The 14424-nt window shown below is 66.9% G+C and carries 12 protein-coding genes and 1 pseudogene; 8 read left to right on the plus strand and 5 right to left on the minus strand.

Translation table 11 applies throughout. The annotated features are described in order from the left end of the window. Positions 1–2 precede the first annotated feature (2 nt). The 4 genes from ABIE57_RS07840 to ABIE57_RS07855 are packed head-to-tail and all read right to left on the minus strand — an operon-like array spanning position 3 to position 4845. Positions 3–920, minus strand: a complete 918-nt coding sequence (locus tag ABIE57_RS07840; protein ID WP_354538446.1) for a methionyl-tRNA formyltransferase — start codon at positions 918–920, stop codon at positions 3–5. Positions 921–979: 59 nt separating this feature from the next. Beyond that, positions 980–2251 (minus strand): formyl-CoA transferase, encoded by a 1272-nt coding sequence (frc, locus tag ABIE57_RS07845; RefSeq protein WP_354538447.1) that lies wholly within the window; start codon positions 2249–2251, stop codon positions 980–982. Positions 2252–2308: 57 nt separating this feature from the next. Beyond that, positions 2309–4069 carry an oxalyl-CoA decarboxylase gene (gene oxc, locus ABIE57_RS07850; RefSeq protein ID WP_354538448.1) on the minus strand — a complete coding sequence of 587 codons (1761 nt, stop codon included), beginning with the start codon at positions 4067–4069 and terminating at the stop codon, positions 2309–2311. Between the two features lie 56 nt (positions 4070–4125). Continuing rightward, positions 4126–4845, minus strand: a complete 720-nt coding sequence (locus tag ABIE57_RS07855; RefSeq protein ID WP_354538449.1) for a GntR family transcriptional regulator — start codon at positions 4843–4845, stop codon at positions 4126–4128. A gap of 476 nt (positions 4846–5321) precedes the next feature. On the opposite strand from ABIE57_RS07855, the gene ABIE57_RS07860 reads away from it, so the two are divergent. The 7 genes and pseudogenes from ABIE57_RS07860 (at position 5322) to ABIE57_RS07890 (ending at position 12116) form a co-directional block, all read left to right on the plus strand. Next, entirely contained in the window at positions 5322–5861 is a 540-nt protein-coding gene (locus ABIE57_RS07860) for a hydrolase (RefSeq protein ID WP_354538450.1), read from the plus strand. Between the two features lie 124 nt (positions 5862–5985). Next, positions 5986–6120: pseudogene (locus ABIE57_RS07865) on the plus strand (succinate--CoA ligase subunit alpha); the annotation flags it as partial. 133 nt (positions 6121–6253) lie between these two features. Then, positions 6254–7429: a succinate--CoA ligase subunit beta gene (locus tag ABIE57_RS07870; RefSeq protein WP_354538451.1), complete on the plus strand. Its 1176-nt coding sequence runs from the start codon at positions 6254–6256 to the stop codon at positions 7427–7429. Then, a complete protein-coding gene (locus ABIE57_RS07875) occupies positions 7429–8328 on the plus strand; it encodes a succinate--CoA ligase subunit alpha (protein WP_354538452.1) in 900 nt (299 codons plus the stop codon). The genes ABIE57_RS07870 and ABIE57_RS07875 overlap by 1 nt, the downstream gene beginning before the upstream one ends. Before the next feature lie 17 nt (positions 8329–8345). Then, positions 8346–9314, plus strand: coding sequence for an NAD(P)H-quinone oxidoreductase (locus ABIE57_RS07880; RefSeq protein ID WP_354538480.1), 969 nt, complete (start codon positions 8346–8348; stop codon positions 9312–9314). A gap of 183 nt (positions 9315–9497) precedes the next feature. Continuing rightward, positions 9498–10472, plus strand: a complete 975-nt coding sequence (locus tag ABIE57_RS07885; protein WP_354538453.1) for a glycosyltransferase family 2 protein — start codon at positions 9498–9500, stop codon at positions 10470–10472. Between the two features lie 126 nt (positions 10473–10598). Beyond that, positions 10599–12116, plus strand: a complete 1518-nt coding sequence (locus ABIE57_RS07890; RefSeq protein ID WP_354538454.1) for a DEAD/DEAH box helicase — start codon at positions 10599–10601, stop codon at positions 12114–12116. A 6-nt stretch (positions 12117–12122) separates the two neighbouring features. Here the strand turns inward: ABIE57_RS07890 and ABIE57_RS07895 are convergent, their stop codons facing one another. Further along, on the minus strand, positions 12123–13406 hold the full coding sequence (locus ABIE57_RS07895; protein WP_354538455.1) for an ATP-binding protein: 1284 nt from the start codon (positions 13404–13406) through the stop codon (positions 12123–12125). Between the two features lie 39 nt (positions 13407–13445). On the opposite strand from ABIE57_RS07895, the gene ABIE57_RS07900 reads away from it, so the two are divergent. Then, the gene (locus tag ABIE57_RS07900) at positions 13446–14378 is read left to right on the plus strand and encodes an MBL fold metallo-hydrolase (protein WP_354538456.1); all 933 of its coding nucleotides are present in this window, start codon (positions 13446–13448) and stop codon (positions 14376–14378) included. Positions 14379–14424: the final 46 nt, after the last annotated feature.

Here is a 14424-nt window from a genome sequence, read left to right on the forward strand (position 1 = left end):
TTTCAGGTTCCAAGGGTGGCCCCGGTGGCCAGCCCGGCGGCGCCCGCCCATTCGGACGCGGGCATCTTGGCCCCGCCCTTGGGCCGCACCCGCTTGATCAGGATGCGACCTCCCACGCATTGCACCGCAACGCCGTCGTCGGTTATCTCGCGCACGCGGCCCGATATGCCGTCACCCGGCACAAGGGCGCAGTCGAAGATATCCACCTCGGCCCCGTCGAGCGTGGTCCAGGCCCCCGGCGCGGGATTGGTGCCGCGAATGAGGTCATAGACCTGTTTGACCGGGCGGTGCCATTCGATGCGCGCGTGAGTGCGGGTGCACCGGCGCTCATAGGTCGCGCGGCTCTCATCCGGCACGATGCGCGGCGGATTGCCCGAGCGGTAGAGGTCGCAGACCGTCAGCACGCTCTCGACCGCGTGCGGGTATATCTTCTTGAAATAAAGGTCGATCACGGTGTCGTCCGGGCCGATCTCGCATTCCCATTGCAGAAGGCTGTCGCCCTCGTCCAGCCCGTCGGAGGGGTAGAACCACGAATAACCCGATCTGGTGGCCCCCATGATGATCGGCCAGTTGACCGCCGACGGCCCGCGATGCAGCGGCAGAAGCGAGGGGTGAAAGCAGATCGAGCCATGAGTCGGCGTGTCGCGCGCGGCCTCGGGCACGAAGACGTTGACAAAGGCCATGATCATCAGGTCGGCCTTGTGCGCGGCCAGTTGCGCAAGCGTGGCGGGATCGTCGAAATTGGCCGGCTGATGGACCGGCAGACCCGTCTCAAGCGCCAGTTCCTTGACCGGATCGACCGGCTTGCCGTCCCGGTCCGGCTCGCAGTAGACGGCAACCACCTCGTCCGTCCCGGTCTCGAGAAGCCTGGCCAACACATCCTTGCCAAAGGCCTGCTGCCCCATCACGATAAGTCTCATCTCGTCCTCCCGTCCGTGCGGCGGGCCGGCCTGCGCCGCGCCCTGCCCTCACGGCTTCATTATTCGGCTGCCGTCCTCGCACTCCCGACCGCGCCTGACTCCAGGATGCCGGCCAGTTCCTCCCCGTCATAGCCGAGTACGTCGCGCAGGATTTCCTCGGTATGCTCTCCCAGAAGCGGCGAGCGCGTCACCTCGACGGGGCTGTCGCTGAGCTTGATGGGGCAGCCGACCGAGGTGTAGCGCCCGCGCGTCGGGTGATCGACATCGACGATCGTGCCGGTCGCGCGCAGGCCCTCGTCCTCCATGATCTCCTTGGTGGACAGGATCGGCCCCACCGGGATATCGAGCGGATTGCAGATATCCATCACCTCGAACTTGGTCTTGGTCATGGTCCATTCTTCGATACGCCCGAAGATCTCGTCAAGCTTGTCCAGCCGCTCGGGCGGGGTGGCATAACCGGGCGCGTCCTTCCACTCGGGTGCGCCGATCACGTCGCAGACCTTTTCCCAGACGGCGGCCTGCGTGATGAAATAGGTATAGGCGTTGGGGTCGGTCTCCCAGCCCTTGCACTTGAGGATGCGCCCCGGCTGGCCACCGCCCGAATCGTTGCCCGCGCGCGGCGTGGCATCGCCAAACGGAATGCCCTTGCCATGTTGCGAATATTCGGTGAGCGGCCCGGCGGCGAGGCGCTGCTGATCGCGCAGCTTGACCCGGCAAAGGTTGATCACCCCGTCCTGCATCGGTGCCAGCACCTTCTGCCCCCGGCCCGAACGCTCGCGCTGATAAAGCGCCGTGACGATGCCAAGCGCCAGATGCAGCCCGGTGCCGCTGTCGCCGATCTGCGCGCCGGTCACCAAGGGCGGGCCATCGAGAAAGCCGGTGGTCGAAGCCGCACCGCCCGCGCATTGCGCGACGTTCTCATAGACCTTGCAATCCTCGTATTTGCCGGGACCGAAACCCTTGACCGAGGCCATGATGAGGCGCGGGTTGATTTCCTGAATCCGCTCCCAGGAAAACCCCATCCGGTCAAGCGCGCCGGGCGCGAAATTCTCGACCAGCACATCGCAGGTCTCGATCAGACGGGTCAGCACCGCCTTGCCCGCCTCGGTCTTGGGGTTGAGCTCGATCGAGCGCTTGTTGTGGTTGAGCATGGTGAAATAAAGGCTGTCGGCCCCCGGCACATCCACCAGTTGCTTGCGGGTGGCGTCGCCCACGCCGGGACGCTCCACCTTGATCACGTCGGCGCCGAACCACGCCAGCAACTGCGTGCAGGTCGGACCCGATTGCACATGGGTGAAGTCGAGGATCTTGACGCCTTCAAGGGCTTTCATGTGTCTCTCCGTCTCTTGGCCAAGTGGGCGCGTTCACCGTGCCCCGGTTGGTTGAAATCAGTCTTTGCGCGCCTGCGGATAGAGGCGCTGCGCCACCACCGATTGCGGGTTCAGATTGCCGATATTGCCGCTTTCCCGGCCCGCCGCCGGGTCGATCATCGCGTTGATCAGGGTGGGCTTGCCAGTGTCGAGCGCCTCATACACCGCCTTGCGCAGTTCGTCCGGCGAACGGGCGATGACACCCACGCCGCCAAAAGCCTCGATCATCATGTCATAGCGCGCGCCTTTCACGAAAACCGTGGTCGCAGGATCGTCGCCGCCGCCCCAGTTCTCGCCATCGCCGCGATAGATGCCGTCATTGTTGAACACCACCGTGCAGATCGGCAGGTTGTAGCGGCACACCGTCTCGATCTCCATGCCGCAGAAGCCGAAGGCGCTGTCGCCCTCGACCGCCAGCACGCGCTTGCCGGTCTCGATGGCCGCCGCGATGGCCGATCCCATGCCGATCCCCATCACCCCCCAGGTGCCCACGTCGATGCGGTGGCGCGGCTTGTGGATGTTGACGATCGAGCGGCACTGATCGAGCGTGTTGGCCCCCTCGTTGACGAGGATCGTGTCGGGATGATCGTTGATCGCGTCCTTGATGACGCCAAGCGCGCCGTGATAATCCATCGGATCGTTGTTGTTGCGCAGCCGCGCGGCCATTTTCTCCATGTTGGCCGTGGCCTTGGCGTTGACCGCATCGAGCCAGTCCCTGGGCGGGGCGATCCCGGCCCCGTCCATGGCCTTGAGCAGGGCCTCGCAGCACGACCCGATATCGCCTACGATCGGGGCCGCAATCTCGACGTTCGAGTCCATCTCCTCGGCCTCGATATCCATCTGGACAAAGCGTTTTGCCCCCGGCTCGCCCCATTGCTTGCCCTTGCCGTGGCTGAGCAGCCAGTTGATCCGCGCGCCCATCATGATGACCACGTCCGAATCCTTGAGCACCATCGACCGCGCAGCGGCGGCGCATTGCGGATGGGTGTCGGGCAGCAGGCCCTTGGCCATGGACATCGGCAGGAACGGATAGCCCGATTTTTCCACCAATTCGCGGATCAGATCGTCACATTGATCATAGGCCGCGCCCTTGCCGATCACGATCAGCGGACGTTTCGCGTCCTTCATCACCGCGATGGCGCGGTCGATGGCCGATTTCGCCGGGATCTGGCGTTGCGCGGGCTCGATCACCTTGACGAGCGAGCGCGCCCCCTCGGCGGCATCCACCACCTGCCCCAGCATCGCGCCGGGAATATCGAGATACACGCCGCCGGGCCGCCCCGACACCGCCGAGCGGATCGCCCGCGCCACGGCAATCCCGATATCCTGCGCATAGGTCAGCCGGTAAGCCGCCTTGCAGAAGGGCTTGGCCATGGCCAGTTGGTCCATCTCCTCGTAATCGCCCTGCGCCAGATCGACGATCTCGCGCTCCGACGAGCCGGAAATCAGGATCATCGGCCAGCAATTCGTGGTGGCATTGGCCAGCGCCGTGAGCCCGTTCATGAAGCCCGGCGCCGAGACGGTCATGCAGACGCCCGGCATCTTGGTCAGGAACCCCGCGACGGAGGCGGCGTAGCCCGCATGCTGTTCGTGACGGAACGAGATCACCCGCATCCCCTGCGCCTGCGCATAGCGGCCCAGATCGGTGATCGGGATGCCCGGCACGTTGTAGATGGTCTTGATCCCGTTGAGCTTGAGCGCGTCGATCAGCAGGTGAAAGCCGTCCGTGACGTCATCTGTCTGCTCAGTCGGCGCTGCGGGTGCGTGGGCTACGGCCATGTCGGTCCTCCGGTTTCCAGTGGTCCGCGGCATCGGTCGCGGACGGGGTCGGGCAATCAGCTATTGGCAGCGTTTTGGGTTTCCAGGGTCGCGTTGCGGGTCAGGTTCAGGCGGCCCCAGGTCTTGCGGATGTGGTCATGCAGTTGCATCGTGTGCTCGCGCACCTTGTTGGCGGCATCCTCGGCGTCGCGACGCTCGAGCGCCTCGATGATCTCGGCATGATCGACGACAGACCGCTTGACGCGGTCGCCCTCCCACATGGAGCGCAGGCGCACGGCCTTGATATGCAAAAACACCCCCTCGGCCATGGTCTTGAGCAGGGCGCAATGCGAGATTTCGAGGATGTGCAGGTGGAATGTCAGGTTGTCGTCGGAATATTCCGCGATCCGCGTGGCCGATGTGGCGTCATGGTATTTCTCGGCGATCTTGCGCAGCGTTGCGATTTCGGTGTCGCTCGCACGTTCGGCGGCAAGACGGGCGGCCATGCTCTCGAGCGCCGCCCAGGCGATGATCATCTCGAGGATTTCCTCAAGGCTCTTGCGTTGCAGGAACACGCCCTTGCGGGGCACAACCGTCAACAGCCCGTCCGCCTCGAGCCGCGCTATGGCATCGCGCAGCGGCGTGCGGGAGATCTGCAACTGCTCGGCCAGCGTGCGCTCATCAAGGCGCAGATCGGCGTCGTCCTCATAGATGTTCATCTCGAGGATCGCCTCGCGCAACCTCTCGTAGACATGATCCTTGAGCGTGAAATTCGACGCAATCGGCCGTAGCTTCATGTTATCATCCCCAACATCGCCCGTGCCCCCGGGCACATGCGGTGGCCCCGTGGTATACCATAAGCCAGCAGACCCGACCGGGCAATTCGTTTTTTGAAAAATCGTCGCCGCAAATGCATCTTGCGCGGCGCGGCGCGCCAGCGATGGCGTTGTTCCGAAAGGAAAACCCCCTTTATGCGGCCCGACAGGGCGGCACGCACAAAGGACATGAGAAACGCGTCACATACCGTTGATAAAAATCAATATAATTGCATTAGCGGGACAATCGTCGCCCGGTGTTGACCGCCGCCCTGGGGGGGCCGGATTGCCGCGTTGCAGCGCCCCCCTTCCTCCGATCTGTCACCCCCGCCGGGCCGGAATGCCCGCGCCGTTTTCACCCCCGGACATATCGCTGTTGATGGCCCGTCATATACGTGGTATCTGGCATACCACAGCCACAACGCCAAGCCGCTTTTCAGTATCCGGGGAGACAGGTCATGCTCATTCGCGCCGCCGACAGCGCGCTGGTCATCATCGACATGCAGGAACGTCTCGTGCCCGCCATGCAGGCCCCGGCCCGGACCATCCGCAACACCCGCACCCTCAAGGCCAGCGCCGAGGAAATGGGCGTGCCGGTCATCATGACCGAACAATATCCCGCCGGGCTGGGCCATACCGTCCCCGAACTCGCGCCGGGGCCGGGGACCACCGTGCTTGCCAAGATGCATTTTTCCTGCATGGAAGATGCGGGCTTTGCGGCGCATTTTCACGGGCTCGGGCGCAAGCAGGCGGTCATCGCCGGAATGGAGGCGCATATCTGCGTTGTTCAGACCGCCGCCAGCCTGATCGAGGCGGGGTTCGAGGTGTTCGTCGTCTCGGACGCGACCGCCTCACGCACGATCGAAAGCGAACAGGCCTGCATCGCGCGGCTGAGCGCCAGCGGCGCGGGCATCGTCACGACCGAAATGGTGGTCTTCGAATGGCTGGGCCGCGCCGGAACCCCGGCCTTCAAGCGATTGTTGCCGCTGATAAAATAACGGCCACGGCCGCCTCACCCCGGAACGGAGCCCATATGATCATCCACGCGTATCAGGCGAAGGCGCTTTTGCGGGCTTACGGGGATCCGGTTTCGGATGGGCGCGTTGTTCTGCGCGCGGACGAGGCGAAGACGGCGGCTCGGCCGAAGAAGAGGCCGCGCAGTTCCTGAAAGACGAGAAAAAGCGTGGCCGCTGGAAACCGACCGCAGGCTTCATCGCCGGACGCACCGCCCCTGCGGGCCGCCGCATGAGCTTGGCAAGGCCGTGCTCAAGGCCATCGGCTGAGACCAGGGACAAGACCGACGCGCCCATGGACCTTGTCCCGCGCGGCGGCGTTGACTTCTTGTGGTTTCTGGTATACCACAGAAAGTGGGCAAAGGAGGAGACGACCCATGTTTCTTGCGGAATACCAGTCCAAGGAATTGCTTGCACAATATGGCGTCTCGGTCCCGGATGGACATCAGGCCCGCAGCCCGGAGGAGGCGCAGCGCCTCTGCAAGGAGATCAAGGCCCCTAAATACGTGGTCAAGGCCCAGATCGGCGCGGGCGGGCGCGGTCTTGCGGGCGGCATAAGATTTGCCGCCACCCCCTCTGCCGTGGCGCAGGAAGCGGGGCGTCTGCTCGGAGGGGTTCTGGTCACCGACCAGACCGGACCGGCGGGCGAGGTCGTGGATCTGATCCTTGTCGAGGCGGCCATCGACATCGCGCAAAGCTGCTTTGTGGCCATCGCGCTCGATCCGTCGAGCGGGGGTCCCATGCTCTTGGCCTCGGGCGCGGGCGGGGTGGAATTCGAGCAACGCGCCCGGATGGACGAGAGCATCGCGCAAGGCTGCGCCTTGCCCGAGGACAGCGCCGGGGCGCGCGCGCGCATCGCGGAATTCCTCTCTGGCATCGGCCTCACCGAGGCGCAGGACGGCGCGCTTGACGCGATTTTCGCCGCGCGCCGCGCCTTCATGGACAACGACATGACGCTGGTGGAGATCAACCCCTTTGCCCGCACCCGGGACGGTCGATGGATCGCGGTTGACGCCAAGGTGGCGATCGACCCCAACGCGGGCTTTCGCCGCCCCGAATTCGCCTCGATGGTGGCCGAGCGCCCCGCCCCGGCCGATGAACTGGCGGCGGCGCGGCACAACATCAACCTCGTGCGGCTCGAGGGCAATATCGGCGTGGTCGCCAATGGCGCAGGGCTGGGGCTTGCCACCAATGACATGATCGTCGATGCGGGCGGCAAGCCTGCGAATTTCATGGACATCCGCACCACCGCAAGCAGCATGGACGTGGCGCGCGGGATCGAGATCCTGCTGGGCGACGGTCGGGTGACGGCGATCCTGCTCACGATCCATGGCGGCGGCATGACCACGGCCGATACGGTCGCGGAGGGGGTGAATTTTGCCTATGCCAAGGCCGCGCGCAAACTGCCGGTCATTGCCTACATGTCCGGCAAACATGCAGATTGGGGCCACCGCATCCTGCGAGACCGCAAGGTGCCGGTCGAAAGCTGCGACACGATCACCGCCGCCATCGGCCGGGTGGTCGCGCTGGCAGGTCAGGGGAGGACACGCTGATGGCGATCTTTGTCAATTCCGAAACGCGGCTCATCGTGCAGGGCATGACCGGGCGGTCGGGCACGTTCTACACCGATGAGGCGATCCGCTATGGCACGACCTGTCTGGGCGGTGTGCGTCCCGGCAAGGGCGGCAGCAGCCATATCGGCCTGCCGCTTTTCGATACGGTCGCGGAGGCCGTGGCGGCGACACAGGCCAATGCCAGCCTCGTGATCGTGCCCGCCACGCACGCCGGGCCTGCGATGATCGAGGCCATCGAGGCCGGGATCGGCGTGGTTGTCTGCGTGACCGAGCGCGTGCCGCAGCATGACATGAGCCGTGTCAAACAGGCGCTTGCCGGCACCGACACGGTTCTGATCGGCCCCAATTCCCAGGGCATCCTGACCCCCGGACAGTGCAAGATCGGCGTCATGCCCACGGTCAATGCCCTGCCCGGCCATATCGGCATCGCCTCACGCTCGGCCTCGCTCACCTCCGAGGTCCTGGCGCAATGCAGCAAGGCCGGGCTGGGCCAATCGACCACCGTGGGCATCGGCGGCGACACGCTGCATGGCGTGGGCTTTGTCGAGTGTCTCAAGGCGTTCCGCGACGATCCCGAAACCGAGGCGGTCGTGCTCATCGGCGAGATCGGCGGGCGCGGCGAGGAAGAGGCCGCCGCCTATCTCGAAACGGTCGATTACGGCAAGCCGGTGGTCGCCCTCGTGGTCGGGCGGCACGCGCCGCGCGGGCGGCGGATGGGCCATGCGGGCACGCTCTCGGTTCTGGGGGGCGGCACGGCGGCGGACAAGATCGCGCGCCTGCGCGCCGCCTGGGTCGAGATTGCGGCCCATGCCGATGACGTGGTCGCGGCCGTGGCGCGCGCCACCGCCAGGACCCCTGACACGGCGGCCACAAGGTGAGCGACCTGCCCGACACCATGCGCGTCATTGAAATGACCGCCCCCGGCGGTCCGCAGGTTCTGATCCCCGGCACCCGCCCCCTGCCCGCCTGCGGCGCGGGCGAGGTCCTGATCCGCGTCACCGCTGCCGGCGTGAACGGCCCGGACCTTGTGCAGCGGCGGGGCCATTACCCCGCACCCAAGGGGGCCTCGGATCTGCTTGGTCTCGAAGTCGCGGGCGAGGTGGTCGCCTGTGGCGAGGGTATCGACCAATGGCACCCCGGCGACCGCGTCTGCGCGCTGACGAATGGCGGCGGCTATGCCGAGTTCGTGGCGGTGAATGGCAGCCATTGCCTGCCGATCCCCGAGGGCGTGGACGAGGTCGAGGCGGCAGGCCTGCCCGAGACCTTCTTTACTGTCTGGAGCAACGTGTTTCTCGATCACAGCCTGCCGGAGGGCGGCGTCTTCCTTGTCCATGGCGGCGCGGGCGGGATCGGATCGACGGCGATCCAGTTGGGCAAGGCGATGGGGCTAAGCGTGCTGACCACGGTCGGCGATGAGGCGGCAGCGGATTTCGTGACCTCCCTCGGGGCCGACCGCGCGATCGACTTCCGGACCGAGGATTTCGTCGCCGTCACCCGCGAGGCAGGCGGCGCGGATATCATCCTCGACATCATCGGCGGCGACTATGTCGCGCGCAACATCAAGGCGGCGCGCCATGATGCGCGGATCATTCAACTGGCCTTCAACCACGGCTCGAAGGTCGAGATCGACCTCATGCCGGTGATGCTCAAGCGGATCAGCTACACCGGATCGACGCTGCGCTCCCGGCCCGAGGCCTTCAAGACGCGCGTGGCGCAGGCGCTGCGCCGTGACGTCTGGCCGCTTTTCGGGACCGGCGCGGTGCGCCCGGTGACGCATCGCGTCCTGCCGATGACCGAGGCCGCCGAGGCGCATCGGCTGATGGAGGATGGCGGGCATCGCGGCAAGATCCTGCTGCGGCCCTGACGCAGGCGGATACCTGACGGGCGCGGGGGACAGTTTGGCCTGTTGGTGCCATTCGGGCGTTTCGCCCGCGCGGCCTCTGGTCGTGATCGCACGGGGGCTTCCAACGACCGCTTCAGGCCGGACCCGGTCATTCACCGCAACAGCCCCCTTGTCGCCGCGCCCGGTCGCGCGCATCCTCGCGCCATGACAGATCTGCCCACATGGGGCGTGGTGGCCACGATCAAGGCCCCGGCCCGCGACATCCTGAGCTTTGCCGCCCATCATCTCGATCTGGGCGCGCATCGCGTGCATGTCTATCTCGACGCCCCGAACCCGGAGGCCGAGGCAGCGTTGCGCGCCCATCCCAAATGCCGGGTGATCCTGTGCGATGACGCCTATTGGCAGCGCCGCCGCAACAAGGGCCGACCCGAGGCGCATCAGCCGCGTCAGAGCCTCAACGCCACGCATTGCCTCAATCGCCGCCCGGACGTGGCGTGGCTCGCGCATATCGACGTGGACGAATTCCTCTGGCCCGCCACCCCCCTGCCCGCGCAGCTTGCCGCCCTGCCCGAGGACTGCCTCAGCGCGCGCGTCCGCCCCATCGAGGCATTCGCCCCCGACCCGGACGATCCACCGCCCGAGGGCGTGCAGTGGTTCAAGTCCTGCGCACGGCTGACGGGGACGCGCGCCGAAGAGACGGCGGCGATTTACCCGACCTTCGGCGCGCATCTCAACGGCGGGTTTCTCAGCCATGTGGCGGGCAAGGTCTTTGTCCGCACCGGCCTGCCCGACACAAGCCTGCGCATCCACAACGCCTTTCGCGGCAAGGCGATGGATGACACCCCGGCAGAACTGACCGAGACGCGCCTGTGTCACCTGCACGCCCATGACTGGCAGGACTGGCGCGCGCGCCTGCGCTATCGCCACGCGGCAGGGGCTTACCGGCCCGACATAAAGCCGCCGAGCGTGGGCGCGCTGCCGATCCATGACCTGCTGGCGCATGTCGAGGCCGAGGGCGGCGAGATCGGCTTGCGCGCTTTCTTCGCCGAGGTCTGCACCGCCACGCCCGCCCTGCGCGCGCGGCTCGAGGCCCACGGCCGCCTCCATGCCATCGCGCTTGAGCTTGACGCCAAGCGCGCGCGTCACTTCACCGATGCGCGCCGGGTCCGCCCGCATTGACCCCTCGCGCTGCTTGCTGTAAGGCGGGCGCAGCGGGCGGCCCGATTGGGGCTGGTTGTGCAATGGTTGCGCACGCCCATGACTGATGCGCGGGCCAAGACCAGTGTCCGCAAAAAGCGGATACACATGACCACATTCAGCGATCTGAACCTCAACCCCAAAGTTCTCAAGGCCGTCGAAGAAGCCGGCTACATCACGCCCACGCCGATTCAGGCCGATGCCATCCCGCCCGCACTTGCAGGGCGCGACGTGCTCGGGATCGCCCAGACCGGCACCGGCAAGACCGCCGGTTTCACGCTGCCGATGCTGTCGCTTCTGGCGCGCGGGCGCGCGCGCGCGCGGATGCCGCGCAGCCTTGTGCTCTGCCCCACGCGCGAGTTGGCCGCGCAGGTGGCCGAGAATTTCGACACCTATTCCAAGTATCTCAAGCTGACCAAGGCGCTGCTCATCGGCGGCGTCAGCTTCAAGGAACAGGACAAGCTCATCGACAAGGGCGTTGACGTTCTCATCGCCACGCCGGGCCGCCTGCTCGACCATTTCGAGCGCGGCAAGCTCTTGCTCACCGGCGTGCAGATCATGGTGGTGGACGAGGCCGACCGGATGCTCGACATGGGCTTCATCCCCGATATCGAGCGGATTTTCTCGCTCACGCCCTTCACCCGGCAGACATTGTTTTTCTCGGCCACCATGGCCCCCGAAATCGAGCGCATCACCAACACGTTCCTCACGTCCCCTGCCCGTGTCGAGGTGGCCCGTCAGGCGACCGCGAGCGAGACCATCGAACAGCATGTGGTGATGATCAAGCCCTCGCGCCGCGACAAGGCCGATGCCGAGAAGCGCGCCGTGCTGCGCGCGCTGATCGACGCCGAGGGCGCGGCCTGCTCCAACGCGATCATCTTCTGCAACCGCAAGGTCGATGTGGATATCGTGGCCAAGTCGCTCACCAAATACGGCTATGACGCCGCGCCCATCCATGGCGATCTTGAACAAAGCCAGCGCACGCGCACGCTCGATGGGTTCCGCGCCGGCGAGTTGCGCTTTCTCGTGGCGTCAGACGTGGCCGCGCGCGGGCTCGATGTGCCCGCGGTCAGCCACGTGATCAATTTCGACGTGCCGGGCCACCCCGAGGACTATGTCCACCGCATCGGCCGCACCGGTCGCGCGGGCCGCTCGGGCAAGGCGCTGACGATCTGCAATCCACGCGACGAAAAGGCGCTCGCGGCCGTCGAGGCGCTGATCCAGCGAGAGATCGCGCGCCTGCCCGACCCGACCGCCGGCAGCGCCCCTGCGCCCGAAACCACACCCCAAGAGGCCCCCGAGCGCGCGCCGCGCCCCAGCCGAAGCCGCTCGCGCAGCCGCTCTGTCTCGCGCAAGGACGCAGCCCCCGCCGAGACGCCAGAGGCCATGCCCGCCGAGGTTGTCCCGCAAGAGCGGGCCGAGGAGGCGCGCCCGTCGGCGCAAACCGAGACGCGCCCGACCAATCGCACCGAGACGCGCTCGAAGGAGCGTGGCGAAAGCCGGGGCGAGGAGCGCCGGGAGAACCGCGGCCAGCGCCGCGACGACAGCGGCCCGAGGGTCGTCGGCATGGGCGATCACCTGCCCGGCTTCATCGCGCTCAGCTTCGACGAGCGGCGCGCCGGCTGAACCTGCTCAACGCGCGATCACGATATCCGCGCAGAGCCCGCCCATCCGCGCGCTTTCCCCCAGCCGCAGCGTGCCGCCATGGGCACGCGCCACGTCGATCACGATCGACAGGCCAAGCCCCACGCCCGTGCCGCGATTCTGGTTGCGCGCGGGCTCGAGCCGCGTGAACGGGCGCAGCGCCTCCTCGCGCCGCTCGGGCGGGATGCCGGGCCCATCATCCTCGACCCGGATGCGCAGCGTCTTGGGACCGAGCCAGACCGAGACCTCGGCGCGCGTGCCGTAGCGCACGGCGTTGGTGATCAGGTTCTCGACCGCGCGCCGCACCGCATGGGGCCGCAAGGCCACCTCGCCCGCGCCCTCCGCCTCGTGCAGGGTCACATCGACCGCCGCGCGCTGCATGTCGGCCACCACCTGCCGCACCAGCGCAACGGGATCGACCGGCTCCGGTGCGCTCTCCTGCGCGCCACGCGCGAAGTCGAGAAAGCCGTCCAGAAGGCGCTGCATGTCATCCACATCGCGCAGCATCGGCGCGGCCTCGTCCTCGTCGATCATTGCCAGTCCCAGCCGCAGCCGCGTCAGCGGCGTGCGCATGTCATGGCTGACGCCCGAGAGCATCAGCGTGCGCTGTTCGATCTGCCGCTCGATCCGCGCGCGCATCTCGACAAAGGCACGCCCCGCCGCGCGCACCTCGGTAGCACCTCCGGGGCGGAACGGCACATGGTTGCCGCGTCCGAATGCCTCCGCCGCCTCGGCCAGCCGCGTCATGGGACGCAACTGCGCCCGCAGATAGAGAAAGGCCACCAGCGTCATCAGCCCGCCCGCCACCATCAGGTTGACGAAGAGCAGATGCGGACGGCGCGCCGAGACATGGCCGCGATTGACCACCACCTCCATAAAGCCCGCGCTGTCCGGAAAATAGAGCCGCACATCGCGGTCATCGGGCAATATGATCGCCGCCAGATCGGGGAAATGCCGCCGCATCTCGCGCACCACCACGATACCCGAGAAATCATACCACCGGCGGAAATCGCGCGCGGGGATCTCCGCCTCCGCCACAGGCCGGATCGTGATGCCGAGCGTCGTGGCGACGTCGGGCGCATCCGCCTCACGCACAAGCCGCACCTCGCGCGCCACCGTCTCGACCATCTGCTCGGTCACGCCCTCGAAATGGCGCTGCACGAACACCACCGAGACCACCACCAACAGCGTCACCACCGGCACGAGCAGGCTCAGCACGGTGCGCCCGAACAGACCGCGCGGCAGATAGGGTTTGAGCCATCGAAGCATCATGGCTAAACCTACGCCGGGCACGGCGCGGAAGGAAGAGCGATGCAGGCCAGCGGTGAGAACGCGCCCCCGGCGGGCGTGGCGCGGGAGATGGGCGGTGATGTGCGCGCGATCCTCGCGCCGAACCCCTCGCCGATGACGCATTGGGGCACGAATACCTATCTCCTGGGCACGCGGGCGCTTGCCGTGATCGACCCCGGCCCCGACGACCCGGCCCATCTCGCGGCGATCCTCGGCGCGCTCGGGCCGGGGCAGAGCGTCAGCCACATCTTCGTGACCCATGCCCATCTCGACCATTCACCGCTTGCCGCGCGGCTGTCGGTGGTCACCGGCGCGCCGGTGCTGGCCTATGGGGACGCAGTGGCGGGCCGAAGCGCGGTCATGGCACGGCTGGCCGAGGCGGGCGGGATCGGCGGCGGCGAGGGGGTGGATGCCGGTTTCGCCCCCGATCTCGTGCTGTGCGACGGCGAGCGGGTGGCGGGCGACGGCTGGCAGATCACCGCCCATTGGACGCCCGGACATTTCGGCAATCACATGAGCTTTCAGGCGGGCGGGGATGTCTTCAGCGGCGATCTGGTGATGGGCTGGGCGAGTACGCTGATCTCCCCGCCCGATGGCGACCTGACGCAGTTCCGCAGCGCCTGCGCGCGGCTCTCGGGCCTGCGAGCCGCGCGCCTCCTGCCCGGTCACGGCGCGCCCGTTGACGACCCCGCCGCGCGCATCGCCTGGCTGCTGGAACATCGCGACGCCCGCGAGGCCGCGATCCTTGACGCCCTACAGGAGGGCCCCGCCTGCGCACGCGCTCTGGCAGCACGCATCTATACCGACACACCCACCCCTCTGATGTCCGCCGCCGCGCGCAATGTTCTGGCGCATCTCATTGATCTGAAACAGAACTTGCACATCGACTGCCTCGATCCGCTCGGCCCCGGCGCCCGCTTTGCCCTACCCGCCCGCCCCCGGGGGGCCAGTTGAAGTTTTTGTCACAAATCCTCTGGACCTCTCGCAAACGCATTGCTAT

Source organism: Roseovarius sp. MBR-6, from assembly GCF_040547525.1.
Classification (GTDB): Bacteria; Pseudomonadota; Alphaproteobacteria; order Rhodobacterales; family Rhodobacteraceae; genus Roseovarius.

Bases quoted from the DNA above. Each gene is read 5' to 3' on its own strand.
- ABIE57_RS07840 (WP_354538446.1), bottom strand. From the start codon at position 920: ATGAGACTTATCGTGATGGGGCAGCAGGCCTTTGGCAAGGATGTGTTG.
- frc (WP_354538447.1), bottom strand. From the start codon at position 2,251: ATGAAAGCCCTTGAAGGCGTCAAGATCCTCGACTTCACCCATGTGCAA.
- oxc (WP_354538448.1), bottom strand. From the start codon at position 4,069: ATGGCCGTAGCCCACGCACCCGCAGCGCCGACTGAGCAGACAGATGAC.
- ABIE57_RS07855 (WP_354538449.1), bottom strand. From the start codon at position 4,845: ATGAAGCTACGGCCGATTGCGTCGAATTTCACGCTCAAGGATCATGTC.
- ABIE57_RS07860 (WP_354538450.1), top strand. From the start codon at position 5,322: ATGCTCATTCGCGCCGCCGACAGCGCGCTGGTCATCATCGACATGCAG.
- ABIE57_RS07870 (WP_354538451.1), top strand. From the start codon at position 6,254: ATGTTTCTTGCGGAATACCAGTCCAAGGAATTGCTTGCACAATATGGC.
- ABIE57_RS07875 (WP_354538452.1), top strand. From the start codon at position 7,429: ATGGCGATCTTTGTCAATTCCGAAACGCGGCTCATCGTGCAGGGCATG.
- ABIE57_RS07880 (WP_354538480.1), top strand. From the start codon at position 8,346: ATGCGCGTCATTGAAATGACCGCCCCCGGCGGTCCGCAGGTTCTGATC.
- ABIE57_RS07885 (WP_354538453.1), top strand. From the start codon at position 9,498: ATGACAGATCTGCCCACATGGGGCGTGGTGGCCACGATCAAGGCCCCG.
- ABIE57_RS07890 (WP_354538454.1), top strand. From the start codon at position 10,599: ATGACCACATTCAGCGATCTGAACCTCAACCCCAAAGTTCTCAAGGCC.
- ABIE57_RS07895 (WP_354538455.1), bottom strand. From the start codon at position 13,406: ATGATGCTTCGATGGCTCAAACCCTATCTGCCGCGCGGTCTGTTCGGG.
- ABIE57_RS07900 (WP_354538456.1), top strand. From the start codon at position 13,446: ATGCAGGCCAGCGGTGAGAACGCGCCCCCGGCGGGCGTGGCGCGGGAG.